Origin of the sequence: Veillonella parvula DSM 2008, from assembly GCF_000024945.1 — a bacterium.
Lineage (GTDB): Bacteria > Bacillota > Negativicutes > Veillonellales > Veillonellaceae > Veillonella > Veillonella parvula.
Window position 1 is genome coordinate 458,580 of record NC_013520.1, and the last position, 25,076, is coordinate 483,655.

The following is a 25,076-nucleotide window of genomic DNA, read 5'->3' on the forward strand; positions in this document are numbered from 1 at the left end:
TTGTTAATCATTATCAGGGTAAAATATCTATTGTATGGTCAACAATTATTGATGTTTGGAGTAAGCCCGTTATGTGTTTATATTATTATGAATTTGATGGCGTTTAGGCGCCGATGGAGGACTTATGAAAGTATGTGTAATCGGTAGCGGCGGCCGTGAACATGCATTGGCGTGGCGATTGTCCATCAGCCCTAGCGTAACAAAGGTATATGCTATTCCTGGTAGCGCAGCCATGTCAGATTGTGCAGAGCTAGTTGGCATCGATTGGCAACAAAGTGATCATTTGATTAGCTTTTTGAAAGAAAATGAAGTTGATTTAGTTGTTGTTGGGCCTGAAGCTCCTTTGGTAGCAGGCTTAGCGGATGTACTCAATAAGGCGGGAATTCCAGTTTTTGGTCCATCCAAAGCCGCCGCCCAACTAGAGGGCTCAAAGGTGTTTGCCAAGGATCTCATGAAAAAATACAACATTCCAACTGCTGCGTATGGTGTATTTCATAAGATAGATGAAGCGAAAGCTTTTATTGCTCAAACAGAAGCTCCTATTGTTGTTAAAGCTGACGGCTTGGCGGCAGGGAAGGGTGTTGTAGTAGCTATGACCGTTGACGAAGCGAATGCGGCTGTGGAAGATATGCTCAGCGGTAATCGATTCGGAGATGCAGGCAGCACCGTTGTTATTGAAGAGTTTATGGAAGGTGAAGAGGCTAGTTTATTAGCCTTTGTAGATGGCAAGACCGTTGTTCCCATGATTGCCTCTCAAGATCATAAACGCATCTTTGATGGGGATAAAGGGGCTAATACTGGTGGCATGGGGACTTATGCACCGGCACCAGTTCTTACGGATGCATTGCGGGACGAAGCGATGAAAACCATCTTAGAACCTATGGTAGCAGCTATGGAAAAGGAAGGTATGCCGTATGTAGGCTGCCTCTACGCTGGGCTTATGATTACTGACGAAGGTCCTAAGGTGGTAGAATTCAATGCGCGCTTTGGTGATCCTGAAACACAAGTCGTATTGCCGCTACTTGATAGTGATTTAGGTGAGATCATGATGGCCTGTGCTACGGGCACATTAACAGCTGATATGGTGAAATGGAAAGATTCCTCGGCGGCGTGCGTTATCCTTGCTTCTAAAGGCTATCCTGAAACTTCATCAAAGGGCGATGTCATCAGTGGGGATATTAAACAATATGATACAACCATCGTATTCCACTCTGGTACAAAGCTTGTTGGTGAAAACTATGTCACTAATGGCGGTCGTGTGCTCGGTGTTGTCGGTCTTGGCAAAGACCTTAGAACGGCACTTGATAGAGCCTATGGACGTATAGAGCATATCGACTTTGAAGGCATGCAATATCGTACAGATATTGGGGCTAAGGCTTTTAAATAAAATAACAACATTTTGAATATAATGAAAACCTCTACATTCATGCACGACGCATGCGGTGTAGAGGTTTTATTTTCTACCTTTTAACTGTTACCTATGATATAATAAATTAGAGATAAAGAGGGCCCATCGACGTGTGATGGCGTTAGGCTCATCTCAAAAATTTGGAAACTTATTGATGACGCCTGACGTGTAGAAGCAAATCTTCTACACGTTAGGTGTTTTTACTATAGTCTATTTTATTTCTTAATAGCGATATATAACTATGATATATAATAAAGAACCGTTAGAACTGAATAGTCCGATAGCCTTTTGGTTGAATTTTCCAAACGAAGAACGCGTATTTTGGGTGGATCGTCAAAGTGACCGCATCGTTGTAGGCGCTAAACGTCTGGCGACGGTTAAAGATGATGAGGACCGCCATAATTACGCGTACGTGTTTTATGGGGATACTTTTTTTGAGAACTCCAAGGACGCCAAATGGGCTGGCATAGGCCATGAAATGATTGCTTTCACCCATTACTACATCGTAGAAAATGGGGAGTCTTTCTACTTGCATGCTGGTGAAAGCGTCCCTATTACAGATTTCGAGGTGCCTCGAGTTCGCCATAACTACAAGGAAACCAGTGATGATAAGGCGGCTTGGGATAGTTTGATGAACGCTATCGCTGATGGTATTAGTAGTGGTGAAATGACGAAGGTCGTTTCTTCTCGAGAGGTACAGTTTACTAGTGAAACACCATACAATGTAGCAAGTGTTTTGGCAAATTTAGTAGATAATAATCCAAATTGCTTTATCTTTGGTTACGAAAAGGATGGACGCACCTTTGTGGGTGCATCGCCAGAGATTCTAGTTCGCCATCGAGGTAGTGAAATTCTCAGCTATGCTTTGGCGGGGACAGCACCTAAACATGGACCAAATGCGTGGACTAAGGAACAACTGTTAACAGATAAGAAAAATCTCTTTGAACATAATATTGTCCGTGACCGTATTGTGGATATCATGAAATCTATTACTCCGGAGGTTATAATAGGTGAAACGGGTATCATGGAGCTGGCGCATCTCTATCATTTGCGCACCATTATTACTGCAAAGGATAGCACAAAATCCCTCGTGGAATGGGCAAAGTTGCTCCATCCTACACCGGCTCTCGGTGGTGAACCGCGAGAAAAGGCGTTGGCATTGCTACAAAAGTACGAAGCTCATGAGCGCGGCATGTATGCAGCACCTTTTGGCTTTATGAAAGATATGGGGGACGGCATCGTCATCGTTGCTATTCGATCTGCCCTCATTATGGATAATGTTCTTTATGCCTATGCAGGATGTGGCGTCGTAGCCGATTCTGATGCGGATGAAGAGTACGCAGAAACTAATAATAAAATGCGCACCATTTTGGATGCGTTATAATAAATTTCCAAACCCTTAGGAGTTGTTGAAAGGGAATATAATGAACGAATATATTGCTGCCTTGGTAGATGAGTTTTACCAACTCGGCGTCCGGCATGCTGTGTTTAGCCCTGGTTCTCGTTCTACGACGATGGCTATGCTTTTCACGGAGTATGAAGGCTTTGAAACATATATGAATATAGATGAGCGCTCTGCTAGCTTTATGGCACTTGGCATTGCAAAGGCTTATAAAGAACCAACTGTGTTAGTTTGTACATCTGGTTCGGCAGTGGCTCATTATTTGCCCGCTATTTTAGAGGCTCAATATAGTGGGGTACCTCTTATCGTATTGTCTGCTGATCGACCTCATACCTTGTTGCATGTAGGGGCTCCACAGACAGTAGATCAACAAAAGATTTTTGGTACAGCCGTAAACTATTACGAAGAATTAGCGGTGCCGCAAGAGGACCATTACTACACATATCCACGCCAAGTAGCTCGCAAGGCGTATATGAAAGCTATGGACATCAAAAAGGGGCCAGTGCATATCAATGTACCCCTCTTTGAGCCATTAGTGCCTGAACTAGATCGTAAGCACTTTGAAGCGGGACGTAGCCCTTACAAAGTATTTAAACCTAATTACGGTGATGTATTTAGCTATCAGAAGAGAAGTAATAACACAAGTAATCCAAGTAACGTAAGTAAAGCAAGTAACGTAAGCTATACTAAAAATACTACTGATAATAACACTAATAACTCTAATCGATTGCTTGCGCAATATAAGAAAGTTCTTATTTTAGCTGGTCCACAAATCGATGTAAACGAAGTTGAATCTATTCACTCCTTTGCGGAGAACTTACAAGCTCCTATCTTGGCGGATCCATTGTCCAATGTAAGACGCTGGCATAAGACTGATGCTATTGATGATAATCATGAATTTAATATCAATCGTAGCAACGATACAGATATGACTCAGAAAAAACAATTCTCTGATGTTGTGATTTCAACGTATGATGCATTTTTAGCGGATAAAGAGTTATGGCCTGTACTAAAGCCGGATTGCGTGATTCAGTTTGGCCAAATGGTTGTGTCTAAACGCGTGCAACAGATGGTGGCAAGTTGGGATAATGTGGAGTATATTGAGGTAAATCCCACAATGGACTCTATGAATCCAACGGGGAAAACCACCATGCATATGCAAGCAAGCATAGATATGTTTACGCATTTGTTCGCTGTAAAGAACGAATCTAATGCATATCTTAATAGATGGCAACGTTTAGAAGTAGCTGGTAAAGCTCAACTAAGTACAGCCATAGAAGAACCAAGTTCTTTTGAAGGTCGCACGATACGCGAGTTGCAACAGCATATTCCTGATAATAGCCAAGTGCTAGTGGCAAATAGTATGACCATTCGCGACTTTGATTACTTCTGGTTCTCTGGTGAGTCCGATGCCGTTCTTTACGGTAATCGTGGTGTTAATGGTATCGATGGCACCGTTTCAACTGCACTAGGTCTTGCCACAAATGGTAAGTCTACATATCTTGTAACGGGAGATTTGTCTTTGTTCCATGATCTAAACGGCTTAGCGGTCGCTAAAACGCAAAATCTAAATTTGACGATTATTTTGCATAATAACGATGGAGGCGGTATTTTTGAATATTTACCGCAAAAGGGAACAAAGCATTTTGATTATTTGTTCTCTACGTCACAAGGCTTAGATTATAGTGGAGCAGCTAAATTATATGGCTGTGGTTATACTAAGATTATTAATCCTGATGAATTGAGTCGTGTATTAGCTAAAGTTAGCACGGAATCTGGTGTTCATATCATTGAAATACCTACAGACCGGGAATATAGTCGACAGTTACATAAGAAATATACAAAAGTTTCAGTTGATATGGAGGCATTACTATGAGTCAGTATTTTTGCAGTATTGTAGATAATGCTTTATGTAATCCAGCTCAGCGTATGTATTTTGACTTGGGAGAGTATCGCTACGGTTTGACTGTGGTAGGTGAAGGGGAACCTATTGTATGTTTCCACGGCTTCTCTGAATCAAGCTATACTTGGGATGCTATTAATCTGCCGGGGTATCGCGTGGTACGAATTGATTTGATCGGACATGGTGATTCAGATATTCCTGATGAGGATAAGGCCTATACCATTCCTCAAATGATAGAGGACTTGCATACAGTTATCTATCATATGGTTGGTGAAAGCTACTACCTCATGGGCTATTCCATGGGAGCACGTATTGCACTTTCCTATGCGTTGGAGTATGAAAGTGAAATCAAAGGTCTCATTCTTGAAAGTGGCTCGGTAGGCATCGCTTCTGATGCTGAGCGAGCAAAACGCCGCAAGGCAGATGAAGATTTAGCAGTTCATATCGAAGAGCATGATGGTGCTTGGTTTGCTGCACGATGGGCGGAAGTACCTATTTTTGAGAGTCAAAAACAGCTTTCAGAGGGGGTAGAGGAATTAATCTATCTACGTCGATCCAATAATAGTACGTACGCCTTAGCCTGTACATTGCGTGGCTCAGGGCAGGGCGTAATGCCTTATGTAGGGGATAAATTAGAAAAATTCTCTGTCAAAGGTTTATATGTGAGTGGCGCATTAGATACAAAATATACTACAATAGGAAGAGATGTATTTGGCAAGTTGCCAAGTTTTAATCATGTCATCGTCGAAGGGGCGGGGCATAATGTACATATAGAAAAACCGCAGATTTTTGAACAAGCGGTATTGGATTTTTTACAGAAGAAAGGTTAAGTCCATGAGCAAATTTGATTGGAAAGTATTGGATCGTAATTATGAAGATGTAATTTACGAAACATATAATGGCATTGCAAAGATTACTATTAACCGTCCAGAAGTGCGCAACGCGTTTCGTCCTAAAACGGTAATGGAGTTAATTGATGCTTTCACAGTAGCTCGTGAAGATAACGAAGTAGGCGTAATCGTATTGACTGGTGCTAACCACGGTAAGGGCGAAGATAAAGAGGCATTCTGCTCCGGCGGTGACCAAAGCGTACGTGGTCACGGTGGTTATGTAGGTGAAGACCATGTGCCTCGCTTGAACGTTCTCGATTTACAACGCTTAATTCGCGTCATCCCTAAACCTGTTATTGCAATGGTTAATGGTTATGCTATCGGTGGCGGTCATGTGTTACACATCGTATGTGACCTTACAATCGCTTCTGAAAATGCTAAGTTCGGTCAAACTGGTCCTCGTGTAGGCTCCTTCGACGCTGGTTATGGCGCAGGTTACTTGGCTCGTATGATCGGTCACAAACGCGCTCGCGAAGTATGGTTCTTGTGCCGTCAATACACAGCAGCTCAAGCGTATGAAATGGGTATGGTTAATACTGTGGTACCATTTGACAAATTGGAAGAAGAAACAGTTCAATGGTGTAGCGAAATCCTTGAATTATCTCCAATGGCATTGCGCATGTTGAAAGGCGCTTTCAATGCCGATACAGATGGCCTTGCAGGGTTACAACAATTCGCAGGAGACGCTACATTGATGTACTACACAATCGATGAAGCTAAAGAAGGTCGCGACGCGTTCAAGGAAAAACGCAAACCTAACTTCAAACAATTCCCTAAATTCCCTTAATCGGGAGTCGATACAGTCCTATATGACGGACTATATTAACGGTTAAAACGACAAGTGCGCCTCTACATGAGGCGCCTTTCTTGTAATATCTCTTTACTTATCATATTTCAATTATTATTTTTTAGTTATTATTTACTATTTACTATTTACTATTTACTGGTAATTGGTAATTAGTGATTACTTATTAGTGATTAAGTTTAGATACGAGGTGAGATAATGGAGTGGTTACGTTATGGTGCACAGCACTACCCTAATCGTAAATGTATAAATGAATATACTTATAACGATATATATCGTGGTGTACTCCATGTAGCTCGTAATTTAGTGCCTTTAGATGCACCTCGTGTGGCTATCTTATCTGATAACTCTGTGACCATGGCAATGTATGTGTTGGCTGCTATGCTAGTTCATAAAGAGGTACTTCTACTCAATGTACATCTTAAGCCAAAGGAAATAGAAAACCAATTGGATCAATTAGGTGTTACCACCGTACTACATAGTAAAGAACGACGTAATCAATTGCCCGATACTATCGAAACTCAAGTATTAAATTTAGTTGAACCTATAGCATCAGATTCTATTGAAAATCAATTATCTCATTTCGTTGATTCGAAGGCGGCTTCTAATCCAATTGTTACAATTGAGTTTGAAACTCTAGAAAGAATTCTATCGGATTTAGCGGTCGAGGACTCCTTTGATTGGGTCTTTGTGGACACAGACATAGCTGCTATCATGAATACGAGCGCTACTACGGGGCAATTTAAGTCTGTACCGCTTCGATGGGGGCAAATTAAAGCTCATGTACAAGCTTCTCAAGAGGTACTAGGAAAAACGGAGCAGGATAATTGGCTAATGGTACTGCCTCTGTTTCATGTAAGTGGTTTATCTATCTTGATGAGGTCTCTTTACAACGGGACGGCTGTCACTATTTTACCTAAATATGATGAAGCTCAAGTTCTAAAACTCATAGAATCTGAGCAAATCAATATGATGTCCTTAGTGCCCACCATTCTGACTCAATTAGAGTCGCGTATTACTCACCATAATTTACGAGTTATCTTGCTCGGTGGAGAATTCATTCCCATGGCTCTCATCGAAGCTTGTGAAAAGAAATCTTTGCCTATCTATAAGACCTACGGTATGACGGAAACCTTTAGTCAAAGCGTGACCTTCTCGATATTGGAGTATCCTCATAAACGAGAATCTGTAGGTAAGCCATTGCCTGGCATGCAGGTTCGCATCGATAACCCTGATGCGGATGGGGTAGGCGAAATTCATTTGACGGGCCCGATGGTTATGTCTGGGTATATCAACAAGGAATCTATCGATGGAGACTTTAATACAGATGATATTGGTTACATCGATGAGGACGGTTTCATTTATATTTTGAATCGTCGTAAGGATCTCATCATTTCTGGGGGTGAAAATGTTTATCCTAAGGAGCTAGAGGATTTGGTCTATACGTTGCCATCGGTGAAGGAATGTGCCGTTGTGCCTGTACCTGATGCTAAATGGGGACAAGTGCCAGCCCTCTTTGTGGCCTTTCATGATGGTAAAAGTCTGCTACCAGAGGATATTCTAGCTTTTATGTCGAACTCTTTAGCGAAATATAAGGTTCCAAAATATGTAAAAGCATTAACCGCATTGCCTCGAAATGGAACTGGCAAAATATTGCGCAATGAATTGAAATTAGAAAACTGAGGCGCTTATGAATGATATTTTAAACTTTAAAAGTATAACTACATATCGCCTTAAATTGCCGCTGAACTTTAACTTCAAGACCGCCAAGGGGGAGGTAAAAGAGCGGGAAACCATCGTAATCCGTATCGAGGATCAACAAGGTTATGTAGGGTATGGGGAATGCGTAGCTTTCACAGAGCCATTCTATACATTTGAGACAGTAGAAACCTGTTGGAAAACCTTAGTAGATGATTATATCTTTAATCTGCGCTTGATGCGGCCTAAGCCGCTCATGACCTATGTACGACAATTACAGTTTTGGCTCAATCGAGATAATATGCCTATGGCCATTGCGGCTCTAGAAAATGCACTCATTCATCTTCATTGCGAACGAATAGGTGTAAACTCTGTTTCTTATATTATGGGACAAGCTTTACAAGATACTATTGAAAGTGGTGTCGTTGTCGGTGATGTACCAATAGACAAATTACTCGATATTGTAGAGTGCCATGTTACAAGTGGTTGTAAGCGGATTAAATTAAAGGTAAATCCTGTAGATGGTTATGAACGAGTAGCTTTAGTTCGCAAACATTATCCGGATTTAGTTTTAGCGGCTGATGCAAATCGAAGCTATTCGTATCAAGAAATCGATAAGGTGCGTCAGTATGATGATTTAGGTCTAGCTTGTATTGAAGAGCCCTTTGCGATGGCAAACCTTCAATCTTATAGAGATTGGAAGTGGGAATGTCTTAATGATGACGATTGGAAAATCTATACGCCAATTTGTTTAGATGAGTCCATTTTAGGATATGATGATCTGTCCTATGCTATTGAATATGACTTAATCGATGTGTTGAATGTAAAAGTAGGGCGAATGGGTGGTCTTATCCCAACAAAAGCGGCTATTAATCTATGTAGAGAACGTCATATTCCATATTGGATTGGTAGCATGGTAGAGTCAGGGGTTTCTAAAATGCTTCATGTTCAGCTATCCGCATTAGGAGATTCCTATATGGCAGGGGATTTATCTGACTCAAATAGATATTTTGGACAAGATCTTATTTTCCCAGATTTAACATTTAAAGATGGTGTTATGCATGTTCCCGATGGAGATGGACTAGGTGTAACAGTCTTTGATGATAGACTAGAGGCGTATTGTGTGGAGAAACGAACACTATGAATTTAATTGAATCCTTACAAATTGATGCTCCTCGTATGACGAGCGATACTACATGTATTGCAAAAATGAATTTAACTGAGTTTCACAAACAACCACAAGGCTATTTAAACGGTGGTGCTACATTAGCTTTTGCAGAAATTATTGCAGGTATGATGAGTAATGAACTGGTAGGTTCTCATAAATTTGGTGTAGGACAATCTGTAACTGCTAACCATCTACGCCCTGTAAAGTGTGAAGGATCCTTAACAGCGTTAGGAACTTTACTAGTAAAAGGCAAGACATCCCATGTGTGGCGCTTTGATATGATAGATGATGCACAACGCCTTATCTCACAAGTGACTGTAACCTTGGCTATTGTAGATTTTGATAGATAAAATCCCATTTTTAAAGGATTTAGTTATATTTGCTAATTAAGCTATGTATAATTTCGTCTTACATGAGAACTTACGATTGTTAAGATTATAGGATAATAAAAGGACAGTATATACCTTTCGGTAGATACTGTCCTTTGTTGGTTTTACAATGTAAATGGCTCGTCTAGAAAAACGACATAGATCTTTTTTACGTTTTCTAAGATCTGAAATTTAAAATGTTAGAAAAGACAAAGATATTTATTTTCTAGTGATAGTATATAGGTCCTCGATATCAGGAATATCGTAAATTACCCATGTTCCATCTCCTAAATGACGCATCAAAACTCTTATATCTTTTGTCATATTCTTTTTATTATTTTGTATCGTTACAGTCACAGTAGCCGTATCACCATTATCTTCTGACTTCAGGTTTTTAACCTCTACATCATGTTCCTTAAATAGGCGACCTTCTACAAGACGATCTACCATAGACTTATTATCATCATTTGCTGTAGTAGTATTATTGGTAGGTGATTCAGATTTAAAACTGTCAGGATCTTCGATATATGTCCGTATTACGTCTTCGATAAGAGCTGGTCCAAATGTTTTGGTAGCTGCTATTGTAGCTTTACCAAGTGGGGTAGATGTATCGACATATTTATTGCCTTCTCGTTCTACAATGTTTTTTACAATGGATTTTATATCTACGTGGCGTAATGCTTCGTCTGCATCTTTATCTTGTACTGCTTGGTGAATGATTTTTAATGTGTAGGCTGGTGTATGTGGTACATACCATAAGAAGTACCATGCTGCGGCCATCGCTCCTACAATAGCTATGATAAGAGCGATAATAATACCTTTTGAATTGAACTTATTCATAGCGAATCCTTTCATGTTTCTATAGCGGCATTTTCATATTGAATATATACATATTGTAGCATATTGAGTAAAGAATAGGATGATTTCTAGTAAAGGGTATACCTATTATAGCTTATAGAGAAAATTGTACTATTGCGAAAACTGACGAATTATGACGATAAAGGGTGGATTCTTGTAATATATTATAGAGATACATTTATAAAAGCTATAAAATAACGATTATCAAATATAATCAATTATTTTAATAGATTTGTAATAATATTTCTTAAAAAAATAGTTGCATTGCTCTTAAATCCATGATATTATGTACAAGTAGTCAACGCGAGTTGATACGCGGCCCCGTGGTGTAGCGGTTAACATGTCGCCCTGTCACGGCGAAGATCGTCAGTTCAAATCTGATCGGGGTCGCCATTTTTTTTTACAAAAAATCATGCCTCGGTAGCTCAGTTGGTAGAGCAACGGACTGAAAATCCGTGTGTCGACAGTTCGATTCTGTCCTGAGGCACCATTTGTATTCCATGCGGTTGTGGTGGAATGGCAGACACGCCATCTTGAGGGGGTGGTGAGCTAACGCTCGTGCGGGTTCAAGTCCCGCCAACCGCACCAATTTCTATTTACTGATTAACAGATTGTAATGCATTGTAACAAACTGTAACGCAAGCAGTAATTATAAAACAATTTAGAAAAGGAACAATAACAAATCGTAACCCATTATAACGATAATTTGCCCCTTTTCTGCCCCCTTTAAATAATAAATATTTGCCCTTTCTATATGAGGATTATAAATGCCACCGCACAGGATGCGGTGGCTTATTTATTTATGTAGATATTATGGGTATTTACATCTTCACATTCCTCTGACACGGCATTGAGGCATGTAGCAAGTCGCAGTAAATCAAATTTACAACCAATATAACACTTTCCATTGTGTATATTTAATTCTATTTCTTTTTCATTGTAGAAGCAGTAAGTTTGTCAAAATCAGATTTAAACTCTCGATCTTGAATAATTCGATATTTTTTAAATTCTTTTTTAGCTAAGTTATCCGCCACTTTCTTTGATATTTTCCCTGCGTTAGACAGGATATCATATTCATTAAACTGCAAAAAACTGTCTAGCCTGTATGACCAATCATCCATCATCATAAGATTTTTACGCCTTGCTTGATTTTCCGCATAGTCTAGAAACATGCTGACGATATTATTGAGTTCGGATATTTCTTCTTGTAAAAGATAATTTTTAGCTATAACTACATCTGTACTTATGATTTTGCCGTCAGGCGCAGTTTTCCATGTAGTTAATCCCATATGGGGCTTGTTATGGTCTGCACGATCAGCAATAATTTCAGCTGCAGTTTTATTGGTAATAGCCCAATGCAATTTATTTTGAACAGTAGCATAAAATTGCTTGGCTTCAATACTATCTTTGTCGTAGTCATAACTACATTGTGCAAAAATGTCTGTAATCTTCTGATAAAATCGACGTTCAGATGCACGTATTTCTTTTATACGGGCTAATAATTCATCAAAATAATCTTTTCCAAATTGACGTCCGTTTTTCAGCATGTCATCATTAAGCACAAACCCTTTGACAATATATTCTTTTAATGTGTCTGTAGCCCACATTCTAAATCTAGTAGCCTCTTTGCTGTTTACTCTATATCCGACAGCAATAATGGCATCTAAATTATAGAATATTACCTGGTAGGTTTTTCCATCCTCTGCAGTATGTGCAATTTTTGCACATACTGAATTTTCATCTAATTCTTGATTAGCAAAAACGTTTTTTAAATGTTTGCTTATTACTGTTCTATCTACGCCAAATAGCAATGCAATTTCTTTTTGTGACATCCAGAATGTTTCATCCTTAAATAAAACATTTGTTGTCATATTGTTATTGTCGGATTGATATATGATGATATCGCCTTGTGGTGCAATGCCATCAGGAAAAAAGAAAAACATATAAGCTTCAACTCCTATTATTTATATATAACGAATCATTTACTATTTATGTTTTAATTTCAGCAGTTCTATATACTCAACTGCTTTCTCCATATCCTCCTTACTAATATCTTTTGCTGCAGAGAATAGCATACGAGCACCTGGGCGTGTGCGCAAGTACTCAGTGAATTCAGCTGCTTCAGCGTCTTTATAGTACTCTTTAGGCGTGTCATCCCAGCCCATTATTAGAGCAGGAGATACATTAAATATTTTGGCTAATCCTTCTATTTTATCTGAAGGTATATTTGTAATTATATTATTTTCATATTTATATAACGTTTGTTTTGAGACTCCAATCCTATTGCCGACTTCTTCTAGAGTCATTTTATTTTGAATTCTGAGATTTTTGATTTTATCTCCTTTGTTGGGAGTCATTAAATTTACCTCGCTCTAAATATAATCTTTTCCATGAGTCAATATTACACCGTTTTAACTTAATACGCAACATTTTACAAATGATTTTAACATAAATAACTTAATAAGTTACTTTTGCAAAAGAGGTGATGTATTGATTGATATAAATAAGATAAAAGGTTCAATTGTTAGTGCTGAAAAAATTCAAACAGATGTTGTTAAAAGATTAGGGATTACTCCTAAAACGTTTTCTATTAAATTAAAGAAAGGCGTATTTGGATCTGATGAAATTAAGGTTATGATTGATTATCTTTCAATTGAAGCCCATTTATTTATTTTTTTGCGAAAAAAGCAATCTAATAAGTTGCGAATTAAATGAAACAAACGAGTTGAAGGATAGGAGAGAAAAAATGAAGCCAAATAGTATTTTGAACACAAACCAATACACAAAGGTGGTTATAAAGAGAGAAGACGACGATACCCTTGTTGCCGTTATAACTGATGATAAAGAACCTGTACTAGAGTATGTCGCCGTCTGTACTCCTAATTACAATTAACCTTTTGGTGGATGAGGATCATGTCCGTGACTGTCCTTTTGAGCTATCCGGCCATCTTTATTGTGGATTACTAATTCACTTTTTTGATTGAGACTAGCTTGTCTTCCGTAATCAATCGCCGGTTTCTTTTGGTCGAAGTGTTTTGATGCTCTTGAATTTCCTTCGCCTTTAACATCCCAACCACCGTTTTTAGATGGTACGACATGTTGGTTTTTGCCCATATAATCACCTCCCTTCTAAGGTGATTATACAAATATAATTTTAAAAATATACAAAATATTCATGAATAATTCGTGAATATCGATAAAAGCTTATAAATCAATTTATGAAATTAAAAATATATGATTATTGAGGAGCAACTTACGAGTCAATGACTATGCGGCTTGAACGTAGTGAAAGCCAGCGCTTTTAGACGCTGGTCTAGTACTACGGGCTTAGAGTACGTGAGCAAACTATCAGTTTTACGGGTGGTTCTGATTTATATCTGTATTGGCATACTTTCATATTATGTGTACAATCATAGTAATTAATAATATACATTTATGTGTGTAGTTTTCAGTATGAGAGAAGCTTATGGTTTTTAATTATGGTGGGACATTACGTATCCGAAGGGATCTATATACGATTTTAGGCAAGATACGCTACATTGATACTCATGGGAAGATATGGTATGAGTATAAGTTAGTCAAACATAGTAATAACAAGGCATTTTGGCTCAGTTGGGATAAGAAGCGAGATGCGTACCAGTTTTCCAAGTTGTGTGGAAAAGCATTACCAGCCGATATGAAACTCGTAGATAGTGGTTATGAGATGGTAACGGGTGCTTGGGGTGAGGTAGACGTAGGTACTACTGATACTGCTAAATATAAAGAGTATGAAAATGCTGATGGTACTGCTACGTTTTCTGTTCAAGAGTGGGCTTTTGAAACGGAATATTCAAAAGGCTTTTATATTAATAAAGCATACGTATCTGTCGAAAAGGATTCAGAGGTAACCGAGTCTATTCTAGATAAAATGGATACGATTAAGAAGCTGAAGTTCATAGGACCAGTCGGTTGGATTTTGGGGAACTTACTACTTTATATGCCAATCTTTGATATAAAAATATTGAATGATGTACGTGATGTACTTACATGGCCTTATATAGTAGCTGGGAGTATAGTCCTTGGTATCATTGTGGCTTGTGCTTTCATTATTTCGAGAACTATGCGTTGATGAAAACACATCGGTTATATAGGACTCCCTTTCGTGGGGGAAATAAAAGGTCGTAACATGTATTAATACATATTACGACCTTTTTACTATAGGATTTATTTGTTAGGGGTTAGTTATTAGCTTCAGCTGGTTGAAGTTGTTCAAGCTCAGCTTCTTTAGCATCTAATTCTTTGGCGCCAAAATGAGCCAATACACAGAATGTAATACAAAGAACACATGCTACTAATAAAAGATAGAAACCTGCATTCCAACCAAATTTATCTGCTAAAACACCAAATAGTGTTGTACCTAAGTTTGCACCAACAATGTAACTCATGAATCCACGAAGACCAACAGCAGAACCTACTGCAAATGGTGGTACAATATCCATAGTTTGTACTGAAGCTAAGAATTGAGGAATGTAGATTAAACAACCTACAATAGCAGCGAAGAAAGTAACCCATAAGAGAGACTCGCTTTGCCAATAACCAAATATACAGAAGAAGATAATACTTATAGCAATGATTGCAGGTGGCATGCGATAACCTTTAAAGAATTTATCGGAAATATAACCAGCAAAAATAGTAGAAGGAATAGCCGCCCATTCAAAGAATAAAAAGGCAACAGACATTTCTGCTTTGGAGAAACCCTTTACTTGTAATAAATAAATTGGAAGCCAAGTAAGCATACCAAAGCGAATCATGTAAACGAAGGTGTCAACTAATGATACATACCAAGCGTTTTTATTTTTCAATACGTATTTTACAAAGATTTCTCTTGTGCTCATATGCGGTGCTTCAGAACTTCTGTGCGCCTTATGAGCTGTGTCGGCGATGATTTCACTTGTTGGTGGTAAGCCTTCACGTTCAGGGCTTTCTTTGATTAAGAAAGAAATGGCAATTGCTATGATAACTGCAATAAGCGCTGGTACACCATAACTCCCTAATTGCCAGTGGTCTGTAGTAGTGAAATATAATGCGGCGGCTACGATTGGTGCTACGATACCACCACCGAGATTGTGTGAAATATTCCAGATAGCTCCATAACGGCCACGTTCCTGTTTTGGGTACCATTTAGCTAAGGTGATAAAGGATGGTCCTACACCAAATCCTTGGAAAAAGCCATTTAGTACTACTAAAACTAAGAAGAAGGCGAGACTATCGGCAAAGCTCATAAAGATATTGATAATTGCACAGCAAATGAGACCGAAAGCCATAAACTTGGCAGGACTTGCTTTGTCCGCAAGACTACTCATAAAGCCTTTACTTAAACCATAAGCGATAAGCATACCACTAGATAGCAAACCAATTTCTGTTTTGCTCATATGGAGGATATCTGATAAAAAGTGTGTTGATAAGGCAAAGTTATTACGAACAATATAGTACGCAGCATAACCTATAAAAATACCAATTAATGATTGCAATCTATATTTATAATATAGATTCATAATCATGTTTTGTGGAACTGATGATTTTGCCTCTTTAGGTTGTAGAAATGAAAACATAGTTATTACCTTTCTTTCTTAATAACTAAATCCTATTGCATTGTTAATACTACCATTTCTATAGAATTCATGTAAATGATTTATGAGATAAAAATATTAATTTACAATTTAAATTGTTTATTATTAGCTGAAGATGTGTATAGAAAATATTTGAATTATAGACAAGTACTTCTTAATATATTAGATTAAATATATTGGGAGGTTATTATCTATGAAATATTTACGCCGTGAACTTAATCAAGTGGAAAAAGAGTATTTAAAGCAATTTGGTGAAGGTTCTTTAAATCGTGTCATCCTTCATGATCCTGATACAAAGGATAAACAAGAGGTGCAAGATACTATTGATATTCTAAAAGAAGCAATTGCAAAAAATAAACCTCTAGAACAGGTTCCAGAGGATATGTGGAAGCTTATTGAATTTTAACGTATATGACTTACTATATGAGAGGTATAGCAAGTTTTTAATATAATTATTTGATGGAGACTCGAATGAATTCAAAAGGAATTGTACTAGTTGCGATAGTATTGTTTGCTAATATAGGAATAATAAATGCTGAGCAGATATCCATTCCATCTGTATCAACGCCATTAGGCGCAAAAACTACTCAACTTGATAGAGTACAACCTCAAGAAGTTATGCCTTATTTGGAAAGTAAAGTTACGGGCGAAACAGAATTATCTTATGCTGTTATGTCCGTTGCTAAAAAAACATTTAATGAACAAATGTTGCTACATCGAGAGGTAGAATCACGTATGCACGCTCATATTGAGGAACATAATAGAACAATAAGAAGTGTACCACAACGAGACCTTATTAAAAATCCTTATACACGAGAAGAAATTGAAAAACAAATTGTAAAGGCCATTAATTTTAGAGAAAGCAGTAAGTACCCTGTTAATGACAAGGAATATTACAATCATATAGATATAAATAAAATAAATGATTTGTCTGGTTTTCCAAAGAAAATACCTTCTTTTGCTAAGCAGGTTGATATTCATTTAAAGCCGCCTAAGGCGATTGAAGATGGTCGGTATATTCAAGTTTCTTTTACGGGTAAACCATCAGAACTAAAGCCCTATATTCAAGATGCAGAAAATCATGCTAAGGTTATTATTACTAAGGGGGAGGCTGAACGTGTTTCTATTAAACCGTACGAAGATGTTAAGACGAATTATAGAAAATACTTGTCTACTATATTGCCAGAAGAATGGATTGAAGTAACTAATATATTCAATAATATGTATCAATATAAAATGGCGCTAAGCAATGAGAATATTAAGCGAAAGATTGATCGTGAGCTCTCTAACCAAATGAATAATCAAATGGTTTTGGACTTAGAGCAAGATACTAGTAAATTAAGTTCTGATAAAGTGTTGCCCAATGATGAAAATAAGACTTTACAGAAAAAATATTTAGGTTACTATTCGTATAAAGAAGTAAAGCGACCATTTAACGCAGAGTACACATTCTATATCTTTAAATTTGATTATTCATATAATATGTTTACTGTTGCAGGCATGGCCGTTAATCCAGAGCAAACTAGAGTCATTTATTTTCTTAATACAGTAGAGTAAAAATAAAAAGGCACATTGTTTTATGCGCAGACCATCTATAAATGAATTGTTTAAGCTGGTAGTTAAAAACAATGTGCCTTTATTTTATAGCTTGTAGAGTTCAGGTTTGCGATCTCTAAAAATATTGATTTTATTGCGAATATCCTCTACTACGGTGAGGTCGATATCTATAGATGAGATGCCCTCCCTAGTGTCCATTTCGAGTAGATTGGTGCCCCATGGGTCGTATACGGCGGAGTGACCAGTGCTTTGAACTCGACCTACTGTACCACAGCCGTTGACAGCACATAAGAAGAGTTGGTTTTCAATAGCGCGCACTTCGTTTAATACTTGCCAGTGGCGTAAACGCATAGTAGGCCATTGAGCAGGTACAAATAATAACTCTGTATTTGATAATGCAGCCATTCTCACGAGCTCAGGAAAGCGAATATCGTAACAGATAACCGTACTACAAGGAATACCATCCAATTCGAAATGAGTGGTATGTGTACCGCTAGCAAAGTATTGGTCCTCTTTAGCAGGACTAAATCCGTGCATTTTGGAATACTCTCCTACGAGCGTGCCTTTACGGTTGTAAGCATAGGATGTATTAAATACTAAATCCTCTTTTGCTACGGCTACAGAACCGCCCACAATGTTTACATTGTGTTCTTTTGCGAATGTACTTAATAAAGCTTTTGTTCTTTCTCCATTTCTGTCAGAAATGTTGATTAAATCCTTAGATGGATGAAATCCTGTGTTCCATGTTTCGGGCAAGACGATAATGTCAGGACTTTCTGATAGGGCTTGTGAAAGTAATTCTTGGACGCGTGCATAATTGTATTCCACTTCGTTTACATGAACGTCCATTTGTATAAGGCTTAAGCGTTTTTTCATAAGAAATCCTTTGTCTATTGGATGAGCATAATTTTAGTAATGTGTATTATAATTAGAATATTAAAGCATTATTGAACGGATTACAATATAGCTCTTAATAATCGTAGAAGTTTTAAATGATTTTTGATACTGAAGATTTATATGACTTTAGGCTTTCAGGTGTTATAGGCATCCATATGAAACTATGTATCCTAGACCTCGGAAATCGATTGATGAAGTACTAATAAAGCGTTACTTTTTACTATTCTTCATGGAAATGTTATAATATTCTGTATATAATTGTGTTCTAATAGAGGAGGACCTATGAAACGGATTCCGTTGGTAACACTGTTAGTTTTGGTATTGGCAATGGTTGTGGCAGGTTGTGGCGTGCTTTCACAAAAAACAGAACCTACTAGTTCAGTACCGCCTGTAAAAGAAGTTAAGATGGTACATCCATCGGGCATTCCTGTCCTTATGTATCATAAAGTCGGCGACGACAAAGATAATGATGCGGTTATTCGGGAGGATTTATTCAGAGAACAAATGAAGTTCCTCAAGGATAACGGCTACAATCCATTGACGATGGAACAATTGTATGAATATGTTGTAAATGGTGCTGCAGTGCCTGAAAAACCAGTTGTTTTGACCTTTGATGATGGTTATGCAGATACATATTCTATCGTATATCCAATCATGAAAGAATATGGTTTCCCAGCGACTGTTTTTATTAATCCTGGCGATATTGGTACGCGTTTAACTTGGGATCAAGTGCGTGAAATGCATAAAAATGGTATCACTATTTCCAATCATGGTTTCCAACATATAGAAATGGGTCAATTGTCTGAAGCGAAACAAATTGAAAATATCACAAAGGCCCAAGAGGCACTTGCTAAAGAAGTAGGCATTAAGGATAATCCTTGGTTCTGCTATCCGTATGGAGATAAAAATGAATTCACCGATTCGGCATCTAAGAAAGCTGGTATCAAGATGGGCATGGCTATGAAGTCTGGCTGGGCTCATACTGGTGATAATCCATATAATATTTTGCGTGTTTGGGTAGGCAATGCGGTAGATATCAAGCATTTTGAAGAACGCATTAGCACTGAACATTTCACTGATTTATAAGGAGAAATACATTGTTCAAAAAGAATTGGGTAAAGTTCATCATCATGGTGTTCTTATTTACCGTTGTTACATCACCCTTCGTGGTGCTCTTTGGACCATTTAATAATGTAAAGCGTGCCGTTATTGGTGCTATTTTACAATCTCGCCATCCTCATTACATTACATGGTTGTTCAATGATGAAGAATTACAATCGATTTTGGGGACTGTTGGGGTTGTTAAAAGCCAAGATTTATTCAAGTTTAATGCTCGTGAAGATAAGACTTTAAATCTTGAAAAAATTCAGTCTGCTCGTTATGTAGGCTATATTTTAGAAATTCCTGATCCTCGTCGTATCCAAGTTGGTACAGCGGCTAATATTCAAGAAAAAGGCGATACTACTAGTAATATTGCAAAAATGAATAATGCTGTAGCAGCTATTAATGGCGGTGGTTTCCATGATCCAAATGGTACTGGTACAGGCCGTTTGCCATATGGTTTTATTTTACATGATGGTGAGTACGTTATCGGCAAGGATGTAGGCCCTGATGAAGATGTTGACTTCGTCGGTTTCTCTAAAGCCGGTAACCTTATTGCAGGTAATTATAATAAAACTCAGCTAGGTGATATGAAAGCCATGGAAGGTATTACCTTTGGTCCGCCTCTTATCGTCGATGGTAAGAAGATGATTACCGAAGGTGATGGTGGCTGGGGCGTAGGTCCTCGTACTGCTATTGGTCAAAAGAAAGATGGTACAGTGCTATTCCTCGTAATCGATGGTCGTCAACCAGGATATTCCATTGGTGCTACCTTGCGTGACGTACAAGATATTCTTTTTGAAAAAGGTTGCTACATTGCAGCAAACTTAGATGGCGGTTCTAGTTCTACTTTGTACCTCAACGGTAAAGTAGTAAATAAACCAGCTGATTTGTTAGGGGAACGCATGATCCCAACGGCGTTTATCGTGAAATAGGAGGACAGATGAAACCTTTTACGCGTGTACTGAGCGCCTTTGCGGTAGGTATTCTTCTGCAAGGTGGGGTATACCTATACCTTGATCAATATATGTTTGCGCCGACTACAGAGTTTAATGTAGCAGGCGCATCAAAAGATGATACTAAAAACTTCCCTGATGTGAAGGAAGGCACTAAATATGTATCCTATGACCATCAATTCATGGCCGTTGTTACAGAAAACTCTTTGAAAATTTACAAGGCTAATGAAAGTACCCCTACGAATATTGATTTGAAGGGGCGTTCGATTAGTTACTTCAACTGGATGCCAGACCGTAACTATGCTGTCATGGGTTTATATGACTCCAGAGATGTTGTCATGGCTCGTCTTAATGCGGATGATCCAGAACATGAAGTTGATACGAAACTTGAAGACTTGCCTCGGGGCAGTAAAATCGTAGATGCTGCGTACTCTGAAGCGACGAATGTGGTGTATATGAAGGTAAAAGTTCAAGAACATACATATCGTATTTATCGTACCGATGCTAATTACGATACACGTCGTGTTTACATGCAAGCTACTGATATCGGTCATATCGGCGTATTCTACGATGAGGATAACTTCTTCTACGATAATGTGAGAACTGGGGATGTCTTCATGTTTAATGGCATTGAAGGTGGTTGGCGTGTTATCAACCCTGAAGGGCGTTTCCGCTTTATCGGTGTTGATATGGACAAAACTATCTATATCGCTCGTGTTGATGAGGATAATAATGCATTGACTGTTTACACTGGTAAACTAGGTGTAGGCTTCAATCCAGTTTACAAATACAACCACCCTACTACATTTAATGAGTTGACATTATCAGATGTAAAAAACATTATTAAGAATGGTAGTGAAGAAACTACTAAGGTAACAGAAGATACTACATCTTCTAAATCATCCAATAGTAGTGGTAGTAAAAAGAAATCTTAAGAAAAAGCCTTTATAATGTTCTTTCATTATAAAGGCTTTATTCCTATAATAGTATGTACCCTAAGGATATCTATGAATATATTATTTGTACGCCTTAGTTACATAGGTGATATTTTGCATGCTACACCTGCTGCGCGGTGGATTAAGAAACAGTATCCTGATGCTAAGTTGCATTGGATTGTAACGCCTAGTATGGTAGAGCTTTTACAGGACAATCCCTATGTAGATGAGATAATTCCCTGGGAACGGGATGAATACGAGGCTCATTCTAAAAAACTACATATCCCTACAATGTGGCGCATGTGGTGGGATCTTAAGGCCAAATTAGAACCTTATAAATTTGATGTAGCCATTGATGTGCAAGGACGTCTTATAACAGGGTTAGTACTATTAGCTTCAGGAGCCCCCATTAGACTTGGCCTTGGTGGCACAAAAGAGTTGAATTGGTTGTTTACTAACTATAAAACGAAGCCTAGTACAGAACACATGATTAAGCGCTATGTAGAGGTAGCTCAGTTGTTAACAAAGGCTGTTACTGAACATGCAAATTTAGATACATCGCTTAACATAGCTAAATGCGGTGTTGAAAGCAGTTCTCCACTAAATGAATCTAGTGCTAATACGCTGTACCACATGGATTTTCAGGCGCCATCAAATTTACATAGTTGGGCAGAAGAGCAATGGAAATTGATTGATAAAGACATTTCTTTGAATCGTGGGGAGGTGGATACACCTCTACGAGTTGGGCTTGTATTAGGCACCTCTTGGGCAACGAAAGAATGGCCTCAGGGAAAATGGTACTCCCTCATTAAATCCCTTCAATATAGAGCAAATTTTGTTTGTTTAGGTGGCCCTAAAGAGGCTACTCAATACAAACCCTTGATGGACTCGCTAACAGATGAGGGCATTGATAAAATCGTACTGAATATGTTAGGGAAAACGACGCTTCAAGAATTAGGGGCTTTAATTGAAAGTTGTGATGTAGTAGTTACTGCTGATACGGGAGCTCTGCATATTGCGTTAGCTTTAAATAAGCCTGTAGTAGCACTTTTTGGCCCTACGGACCCTAAATTATGGGGACCTCTGACGGGAACCTTTAAGGTGCTCGTAAATAATGAATTAGATTGCTTGGGCTGCCGAAAACGACGTTGTCCTAAGCCTGATCAATATTGTATGTCTGGTATTGAACCAGTACGCGTAAAAAAAGCAATTTTTGAATTGATAGGAGATATACATGGCAAAGTTTAAAATCCAAAAAGGTTTATCCGATGCGGATATGATGAAAAATTTTAAGGATACGGAAAATTTTGAAGATACTATGTTCAATATGGAGCGAGATGCTAAGAAGCCAGTAGTTCACCAAAGTCCAAAGCAAAAAGAAGATGCATTTTACCGTGAGTTCTTAACTGAAAAAGTAGAGACTATAATTGGTAAAATGCTCCTTGATATCAAGATGGAGTATTTTAAAGAAGGAGAAGGGGCCTTTTCTATTCAAGTAAAACGGGAAGGTAAAAATATTGTCCTTGAAACTGCGCCTAAAAAGGTTAAGCCTGAGAAGTAATGCGTATAATGGGAACTCTTAAATTTTAAAGATTACGTCAGAGCCTGTCCGTAAATGGACAGGTTCTTTTGTATGTTTATGCATTTAAAAATATCGACTAAGTTATTAATAAAATTGATGAACTCATAAGCATACCGATGTTTATCGAATTACTACATTTATAAATACCGATATATTTTGAAAAGTATTTAATAATAACTAAAAATTATTACGATATAATTTTTAGTTTCTCATTAAAATGAGCAATTACAAAAAAATTAATTTGATTAAACATACATGCTAAACTCTAGTTCCTCTGCAGTTTTTTGTGATGTTCATCACGAAAAAATCATCTTTGTATACATGAAATCATGAGTAAATAGCATAATGTGGTTGTTGACAAAGAATTTTATAAGTAGTCTAATATAAGTATGTATTACGATTTTAGCGCGTTTGGCTAGTGTGAGCAGACATCGAAAAAATCGTAAAAAAAATAGGTATGAGATAGTTGTTTGATGAGTGTATAAAGTTACATACACAGACTATTTCGATTTGGAGGATTAACATGGCTAAAAAATTAAGAATTTGCGAAACCGTTCTTCGTGACGGTCATCAATCTATTTTGGCAACACGTATGCGCTACGAACAAATGGAACCAGTGCTCGGCCTTTTAGATGATATTGGTTATGAAGCTCTTGAATGTTGGGGCGGCGCTACTTATGACAGCTGTCTTCGTTTCTTGAATGAAGATCCATGGGAACGCCTTCGCAAATTGAAAGCTAATTTGAAAAATACCCCATTGCAAATGTTGCTTCGCGGTCAAAATTTGTTGGGCTATAAACACTACTCCGACGACGTAGTAGAAGCATTTTGTAATGCGGCTGTAAAAAATGGTATCGACCGTATCCGTATTTTCGACGCATTGAATGACCCACGCAATATGGAAGCTGCTATTAAGTATTCCAAAAAAGCTGGTGCACACGTTCAATCCGCTATGGTATACACAATTTCTCCAGTTCACACAACTGAAAGCTTCTTGAAAGTAGCTGAAACTTTGGTAGAAATGGGTACTGATTCCCTTTGTATCAAAGATATGTCCGGTTTGTTAGGACCTGCTGATGCATATGATTTGGTTTCTACTTTCAAAAAACGTTTCGGCGAATTGCCAATCGACTTGCACAGTCATTTCACTTGCGGCCTTGCAAGTACTACATACTGGGAAGCTGCTAAAGCTGGCGTAGATATCATCGATACTGCTATCTCTCCATTTGCTCATGCAACTAGCCAACCAGCTACTGAACCTATGATCGAAATGTTCAAGGGTACTGAATGGGATCTTGGTCTTGACCTTGATAAATACATTCCATTAGTTGACCACTTCCGTAAAGTAAAACAACAAATCGCTGAAGAATTCAACTTGAAACCAGCTAGCGATGTAATCCCAGCTGTTCGTCGTTACCAAATTCCTGGCGGTATGTTGTCCAATACTCAAAACCAATTGAACGAAATGGGTATGGGCGATCGCTTCTTCGACGTTATGGATGAAATGCCACGCGTTCGTGAAGACTTGGGTTACCCTCCATTGGTAACCCCAACATCCCAAATCGTTGGTACAATGGCTATGATGAACGTTATGATGGGCGACCGTTACAAAATGGTTCCTAACGAAGTTAAAGACCTTGTACGCGGTAAATATGGTGCGTTACCTGGTACTATCTCCGATGATATTCGTCGTACTATTATTGGTGATGAAGAACCTATCACTTGCCGTCCTGCAGATCTTATTGAACCTGAATTGGAAGGTTACCGTCAAGATTTAGCTTCCAAAGGCTACAATGGTATCACTGATGAAGACGTATTGACTTACGCTATGTTCCCAGAAGTTGCTATCAACTTCTTCGATGCAAATCGTCGTTAATCCAAACTTTAAAAGAGGATTCTTAGGAATCCTCTTTTTTTTTGACCATATTTAAACTATCCT

24 protein-coding genes and 3 tRNA genes are annotated in these 25,076 nt (G+C 38.1%); 21 read left to right on the forward strand and 6 right to left on the reverse strand.

Annotated elements, in window-relative coordinates:
• The first annotated feature begins 124 nt into the window (after positions 1 to 124).
• The 8 genes from purD (at position 125) to VPAR_RS01890 (ending at position 9,624) form a co-directional block, all read left to right on the forward strand.
• On the forward strand, positions 125 to 1,387 hold the full coding sequence (gene purD, locus VPAR_RS01855) for a phosphoribosylamine--glycine ligase (protein ID WP_012863934.1): 1,263 nt from the start codon (positions 125 to 127) through the stop codon (positions 1,385 to 1,387).
• Between the two features lie 262 nt (positions 1,388 to 1,649).
• Complete coding sequence (locus VPAR_RS01860; RefSeq protein WP_012863935.1) at positions 1,650 to 2,792, forward strand: isochorismate synthase; 1,143 nt, start codon at positions 1,650 to 1,652, stop codon at positions 2,790 to 2,792.
• A 40-nt stretch (positions 2,793 to 2,832) separates the two neighbouring features.
• Entirely contained in the window at positions 2,833 to 4,686 is a 1,854-nt protein-coding gene (menD, locus tag VPAR_RS01865; RefSeq protein WP_012863936.1) for a 2-succinyl-5-enolpyruvyl-6-hydroxy-3-cyclohexene-1-carboxylic-acid synthase, read from the forward strand.
• Complete coding sequence (gene menH / locus VPAR_RS01870) at positions 4,683 to 5,543, forward strand: 2-succinyl-6-hydroxy-2,4-cyclohexadiene-1-carboxylate synthase (RefSeq protein ID WP_012863937.1); 861 nt, start codon at positions 4,683 to 4,685, stop codon at positions 5,541 to 5,543. Before menD ends, menH begins: the two co-directional genes overlap by 4 nt.
• A gap of 4 nt (positions 5,544 to 5,547) precedes the next feature.
• Positions 5,548 to 6,390 (forward strand): 1,4-dihydroxy-2-naphthoyl-CoA synthase, encoded by an 843-nt coding sequence (menB, locus tag VPAR_RS01875; protein ID WP_012863938.1) that lies wholly within the window; start codon positions 5,548 to 5,550, stop codon positions 6,388 to 6,390.
• Positions 6,391 to 6,606: 216 nt separating this feature from the next.
• Positions 6,607 to 8,091: an o-succinylbenzoate--CoA ligase gene (menE, locus tag VPAR_RS01880; protein WP_012863939.1), complete on the forward strand. Its 1,485-nt coding sequence runs from the start codon at positions 6,607 to 6,609 to the stop codon at positions 8,089 to 8,091.
• Positions 8,092 to 8,098: 7 nt separating this feature from the next.
• Entirely contained in the window at positions 8,099 to 9,250 is a 1,152-nt protein-coding gene (menC, locus tag VPAR_RS01885) for an o-succinylbenzoate synthase (protein ID WP_012863940.1), read from the forward strand.
• Positions 9,247 to 9,624, forward strand: a complete 378-nt coding sequence (locus VPAR_RS01890) for a PaaI family thioesterase (protein ID WP_012863941.1) — start codon at positions 9,247 to 9,249, stop codon at positions 9,622 to 9,624. Before menC ends, VPAR_RS01890 begins: the two co-directional genes overlap by 4 nt.
• A gap of 237 nt (positions 9,625 to 9,861) precedes the next feature.
• Here VPAR_RS01890 and VPAR_RS01895 read toward each other — a convergent pair whose 3' ends face one another.
• On the reverse strand, positions 9,862 to 10,482 hold the full coding sequence (locus VPAR_RS01895) for a DUF2939 domain-containing protein (RefSeq protein ID WP_004697968.1): 621 nt from the start codon (positions 10,480 to 10,482) through the stop codon (positions 9,862 to 9,864).
• Between the two features lie 335 nt (positions 10,483 to 10,817).
• Between VPAR_RS01895 and VPAR_RS01900 the strand changes: the two genes are divergently transcribed.
• The 3 genes from VPAR_RS01900 (at position 10,818) to VPAR_RS01910 (ending at position 11,088) form a co-directional block, all read left to right on the forward strand.
• Positions 10,818 to 10,893: transfer RNA gene (locus tag VPAR_RS01900), tRNA-Asp, on the forward strand.
• A gap of 21 nt (positions 10,894 to 10,914) precedes the next feature.
• Positions 10,915 to 10,990 (forward strand) — tRNA-Phe (locus tag VPAR_RS01905).
• Positions 10,991 to 11,002: 12 nt separating this feature from the next.
• Positions 11,003 to 11,088, forward strand: a tRNA-Leu gene (locus VPAR_RS01910).
• 335 nt (positions 11,089 to 11,423) lie between these two features.
• Here the strand turns inward: VPAR_RS01910 and VPAR_RS01915 are convergent.
• Both VPAR_RS01915 and VPAR_RS01920 read right to left on the reverse strand, forming a co-directional pair.
• A complete protein-coding gene (locus VPAR_RS01915) occupies positions 11,424 to 12,443 on the reverse strand; it encodes a virulence RhuM family protein (RefSeq protein WP_012863942.1) in 1,020 nt (339 codons plus the stop codon).
• A gap of 42 nt (positions 12,444 to 12,485) precedes the next feature.
• Entirely contained in the window at positions 12,486 to 12,857 is a 372-nt protein-coding gene (locus tag VPAR_RS01920) for a helix-turn-helix domain-containing protein (protein ID WP_012863943.1), read from the reverse strand.
• Positions 12,858 to 12,990: 133 nt separating this feature from the next.
• Here VPAR_RS01920 and VPAR_RS01925 point away from each other — a divergent pair, with 133 nt between their 5' ends.
• Positions 12,991 to 13,215, forward strand: a complete 225-nt coding sequence (locus tag VPAR_RS01925) for a hypothetical protein (protein ID WP_012863944.1) — start codon at positions 12,991 to 12,993, stop codon at positions 13,213 to 13,215.
• A gap of 174 nt (positions 13,216 to 13,389) precedes the next feature.
• Here the strand turns inward: VPAR_RS01925 and VPAR_RS01930 are convergent, their stop codons facing one another.
• Entirely contained in the window at positions 13,390 to 13,614 is a 225-nt protein-coding gene (locus VPAR_RS01930; RefSeq protein ID WP_004698366.1) for a DUF2188 domain-containing protein, read from the reverse strand.
• 352 nt (positions 13,615 to 13,966) lie between these two features.
• Between VPAR_RS01930 and VPAR_RS01935 the strand changes: the two genes are divergently transcribed.
• Positions 13,967 to 14,608 (forward strand): DUF4178 domain-containing protein, encoded by a 642-nt coding sequence (locus tag VPAR_RS01935; protein ID WP_012863946.1) that lies wholly within the window; start codon positions 13,967 to 13,969, stop codon positions 14,606 to 14,608.
• 109 nt (positions 14,609 to 14,717) lie between these two features.
• Here VPAR_RS01935 and pgtP read toward each other — a convergent pair whose 3' ends face one another.
• Complete coding sequence (gene pgtP, locus VPAR_RS01940; RefSeq protein WP_012863947.1) at positions 14,718 to 16,091, reverse strand: phosphoglycerate transporter PgtP; 1,374 nt, start codon at positions 16,089 to 16,091, stop codon at positions 14,718 to 14,720.
• A gap of 211 nt (positions 16,092 to 16,302) precedes the next feature.
• On the opposite strand from pgtP, the gene VPAR_RS01945 reads away from it, so the two are divergent.
• Positions 16,303 to 16,515 carry a hypothetical protein gene (locus VPAR_RS01945; RefSeq protein WP_012863948.1) on the forward strand — a complete coding sequence of 71 codons (213 nt, stop codon included), beginning with the start codon at positions 16,303 to 16,305 and terminating at the stop codon, positions 16,513 to 16,515.
• Positions 16,516 to 16,580: 65 nt separating this feature from the next.
• Entirely contained in the window at positions 16,581 to 17,666 is a 1,086-nt protein-coding gene (locus VPAR_RS01950) for a hypothetical protein (protein ID WP_012863949.1), read from the forward strand.
• Between the two features lie 84 nt (positions 17,667 to 17,750).
• Here VPAR_RS01950 and VPAR_RS01955 read toward each other — a convergent pair whose 3' ends face one another.
• The gene (locus VPAR_RS01955; protein WP_012863950.1) at positions 17,751 to 18,542 is read right to left on the reverse strand and encodes a carbon-nitrogen family hydrolase; all 792 of its coding nucleotides are present in this window, start codon (positions 18,540 to 18,542) and stop codon (positions 17,751 to 17,753) included.
• A 303-nt stretch (positions 18,543 to 18,845) separates the two neighbouring features.
• Between VPAR_RS01955 and VPAR_RS01960 the strand changes: the two genes are divergently transcribed.
• From VPAR_RS01960 to VPAR_RS01985, 6 genes are all read left to right on the forward strand, one after another.
• The gene (locus VPAR_RS01960; RefSeq protein WP_012863951.1) at positions 18,846 to 19,649 is read left to right on the forward strand and encodes a polysaccharide deacetylase family protein; all 804 of its coding nucleotides are present in this window, start codon (positions 18,846 to 18,848) and stop codon (positions 19,647 to 19,649) included.
• Positions 19,650 to 19,660: 11 nt separating this feature from the next.
• Entirely contained in the window at positions 19,661 to 20,599 is a 939-nt protein-coding gene (locus tag VPAR_RS01965; RefSeq protein WP_012863952.1) for a phosphodiester glycosidase family protein, read from the forward strand.
• 8 nt (positions 20,600 to 20,607) lie between these two features.
• On the forward strand, positions 20,608 to 21,555 hold the full coding sequence (locus VPAR_RS01970; RefSeq protein ID WP_012863953.1) for a hypothetical protein: 948 nt from the start codon (positions 20,608 to 20,610) through the stop codon (positions 21,553 to 21,555).
• 72 nt (positions 21,556 to 21,627) lie between these two features.
• Positions 21,628 to 22,803 carry a glycosyltransferase family 9 protein gene (locus VPAR_RS01975; protein WP_012863954.1) on the forward strand — a complete coding sequence of 392 codons (1,176 nt, stop codon included), beginning with the start codon at positions 21,628 to 21,630 and terminating at the stop codon, positions 22,801 to 22,803.
• Positions 22,790 to 23,116 carry a hypothetical protein gene (locus VPAR_RS01980; RefSeq protein WP_012863955.1) on the forward strand — a complete coding sequence of 109 codons (327 nt, stop codon included), beginning with the start codon at positions 22,790 to 22,792 and terminating at the stop codon, positions 23,114 to 23,116. The genes VPAR_RS01975 and VPAR_RS01980 overlap by 14 nt, the downstream gene beginning before the upstream one ends.
• Positions 23,117 to 23,660: 544 nt before the next feature.
• Positions 23,661 to 25,013, forward strand: coding sequence for a pyruvate carboxylase subunit B (locus VPAR_RS01985; protein ID WP_012863956.1), 1,353 nt, complete (start codon positions 23,661 to 23,663; stop codon positions 25,011 to 25,013).
• The last annotated feature ends 63 nt before the right edge of the window (positions 25,014 to 25,076 follow it).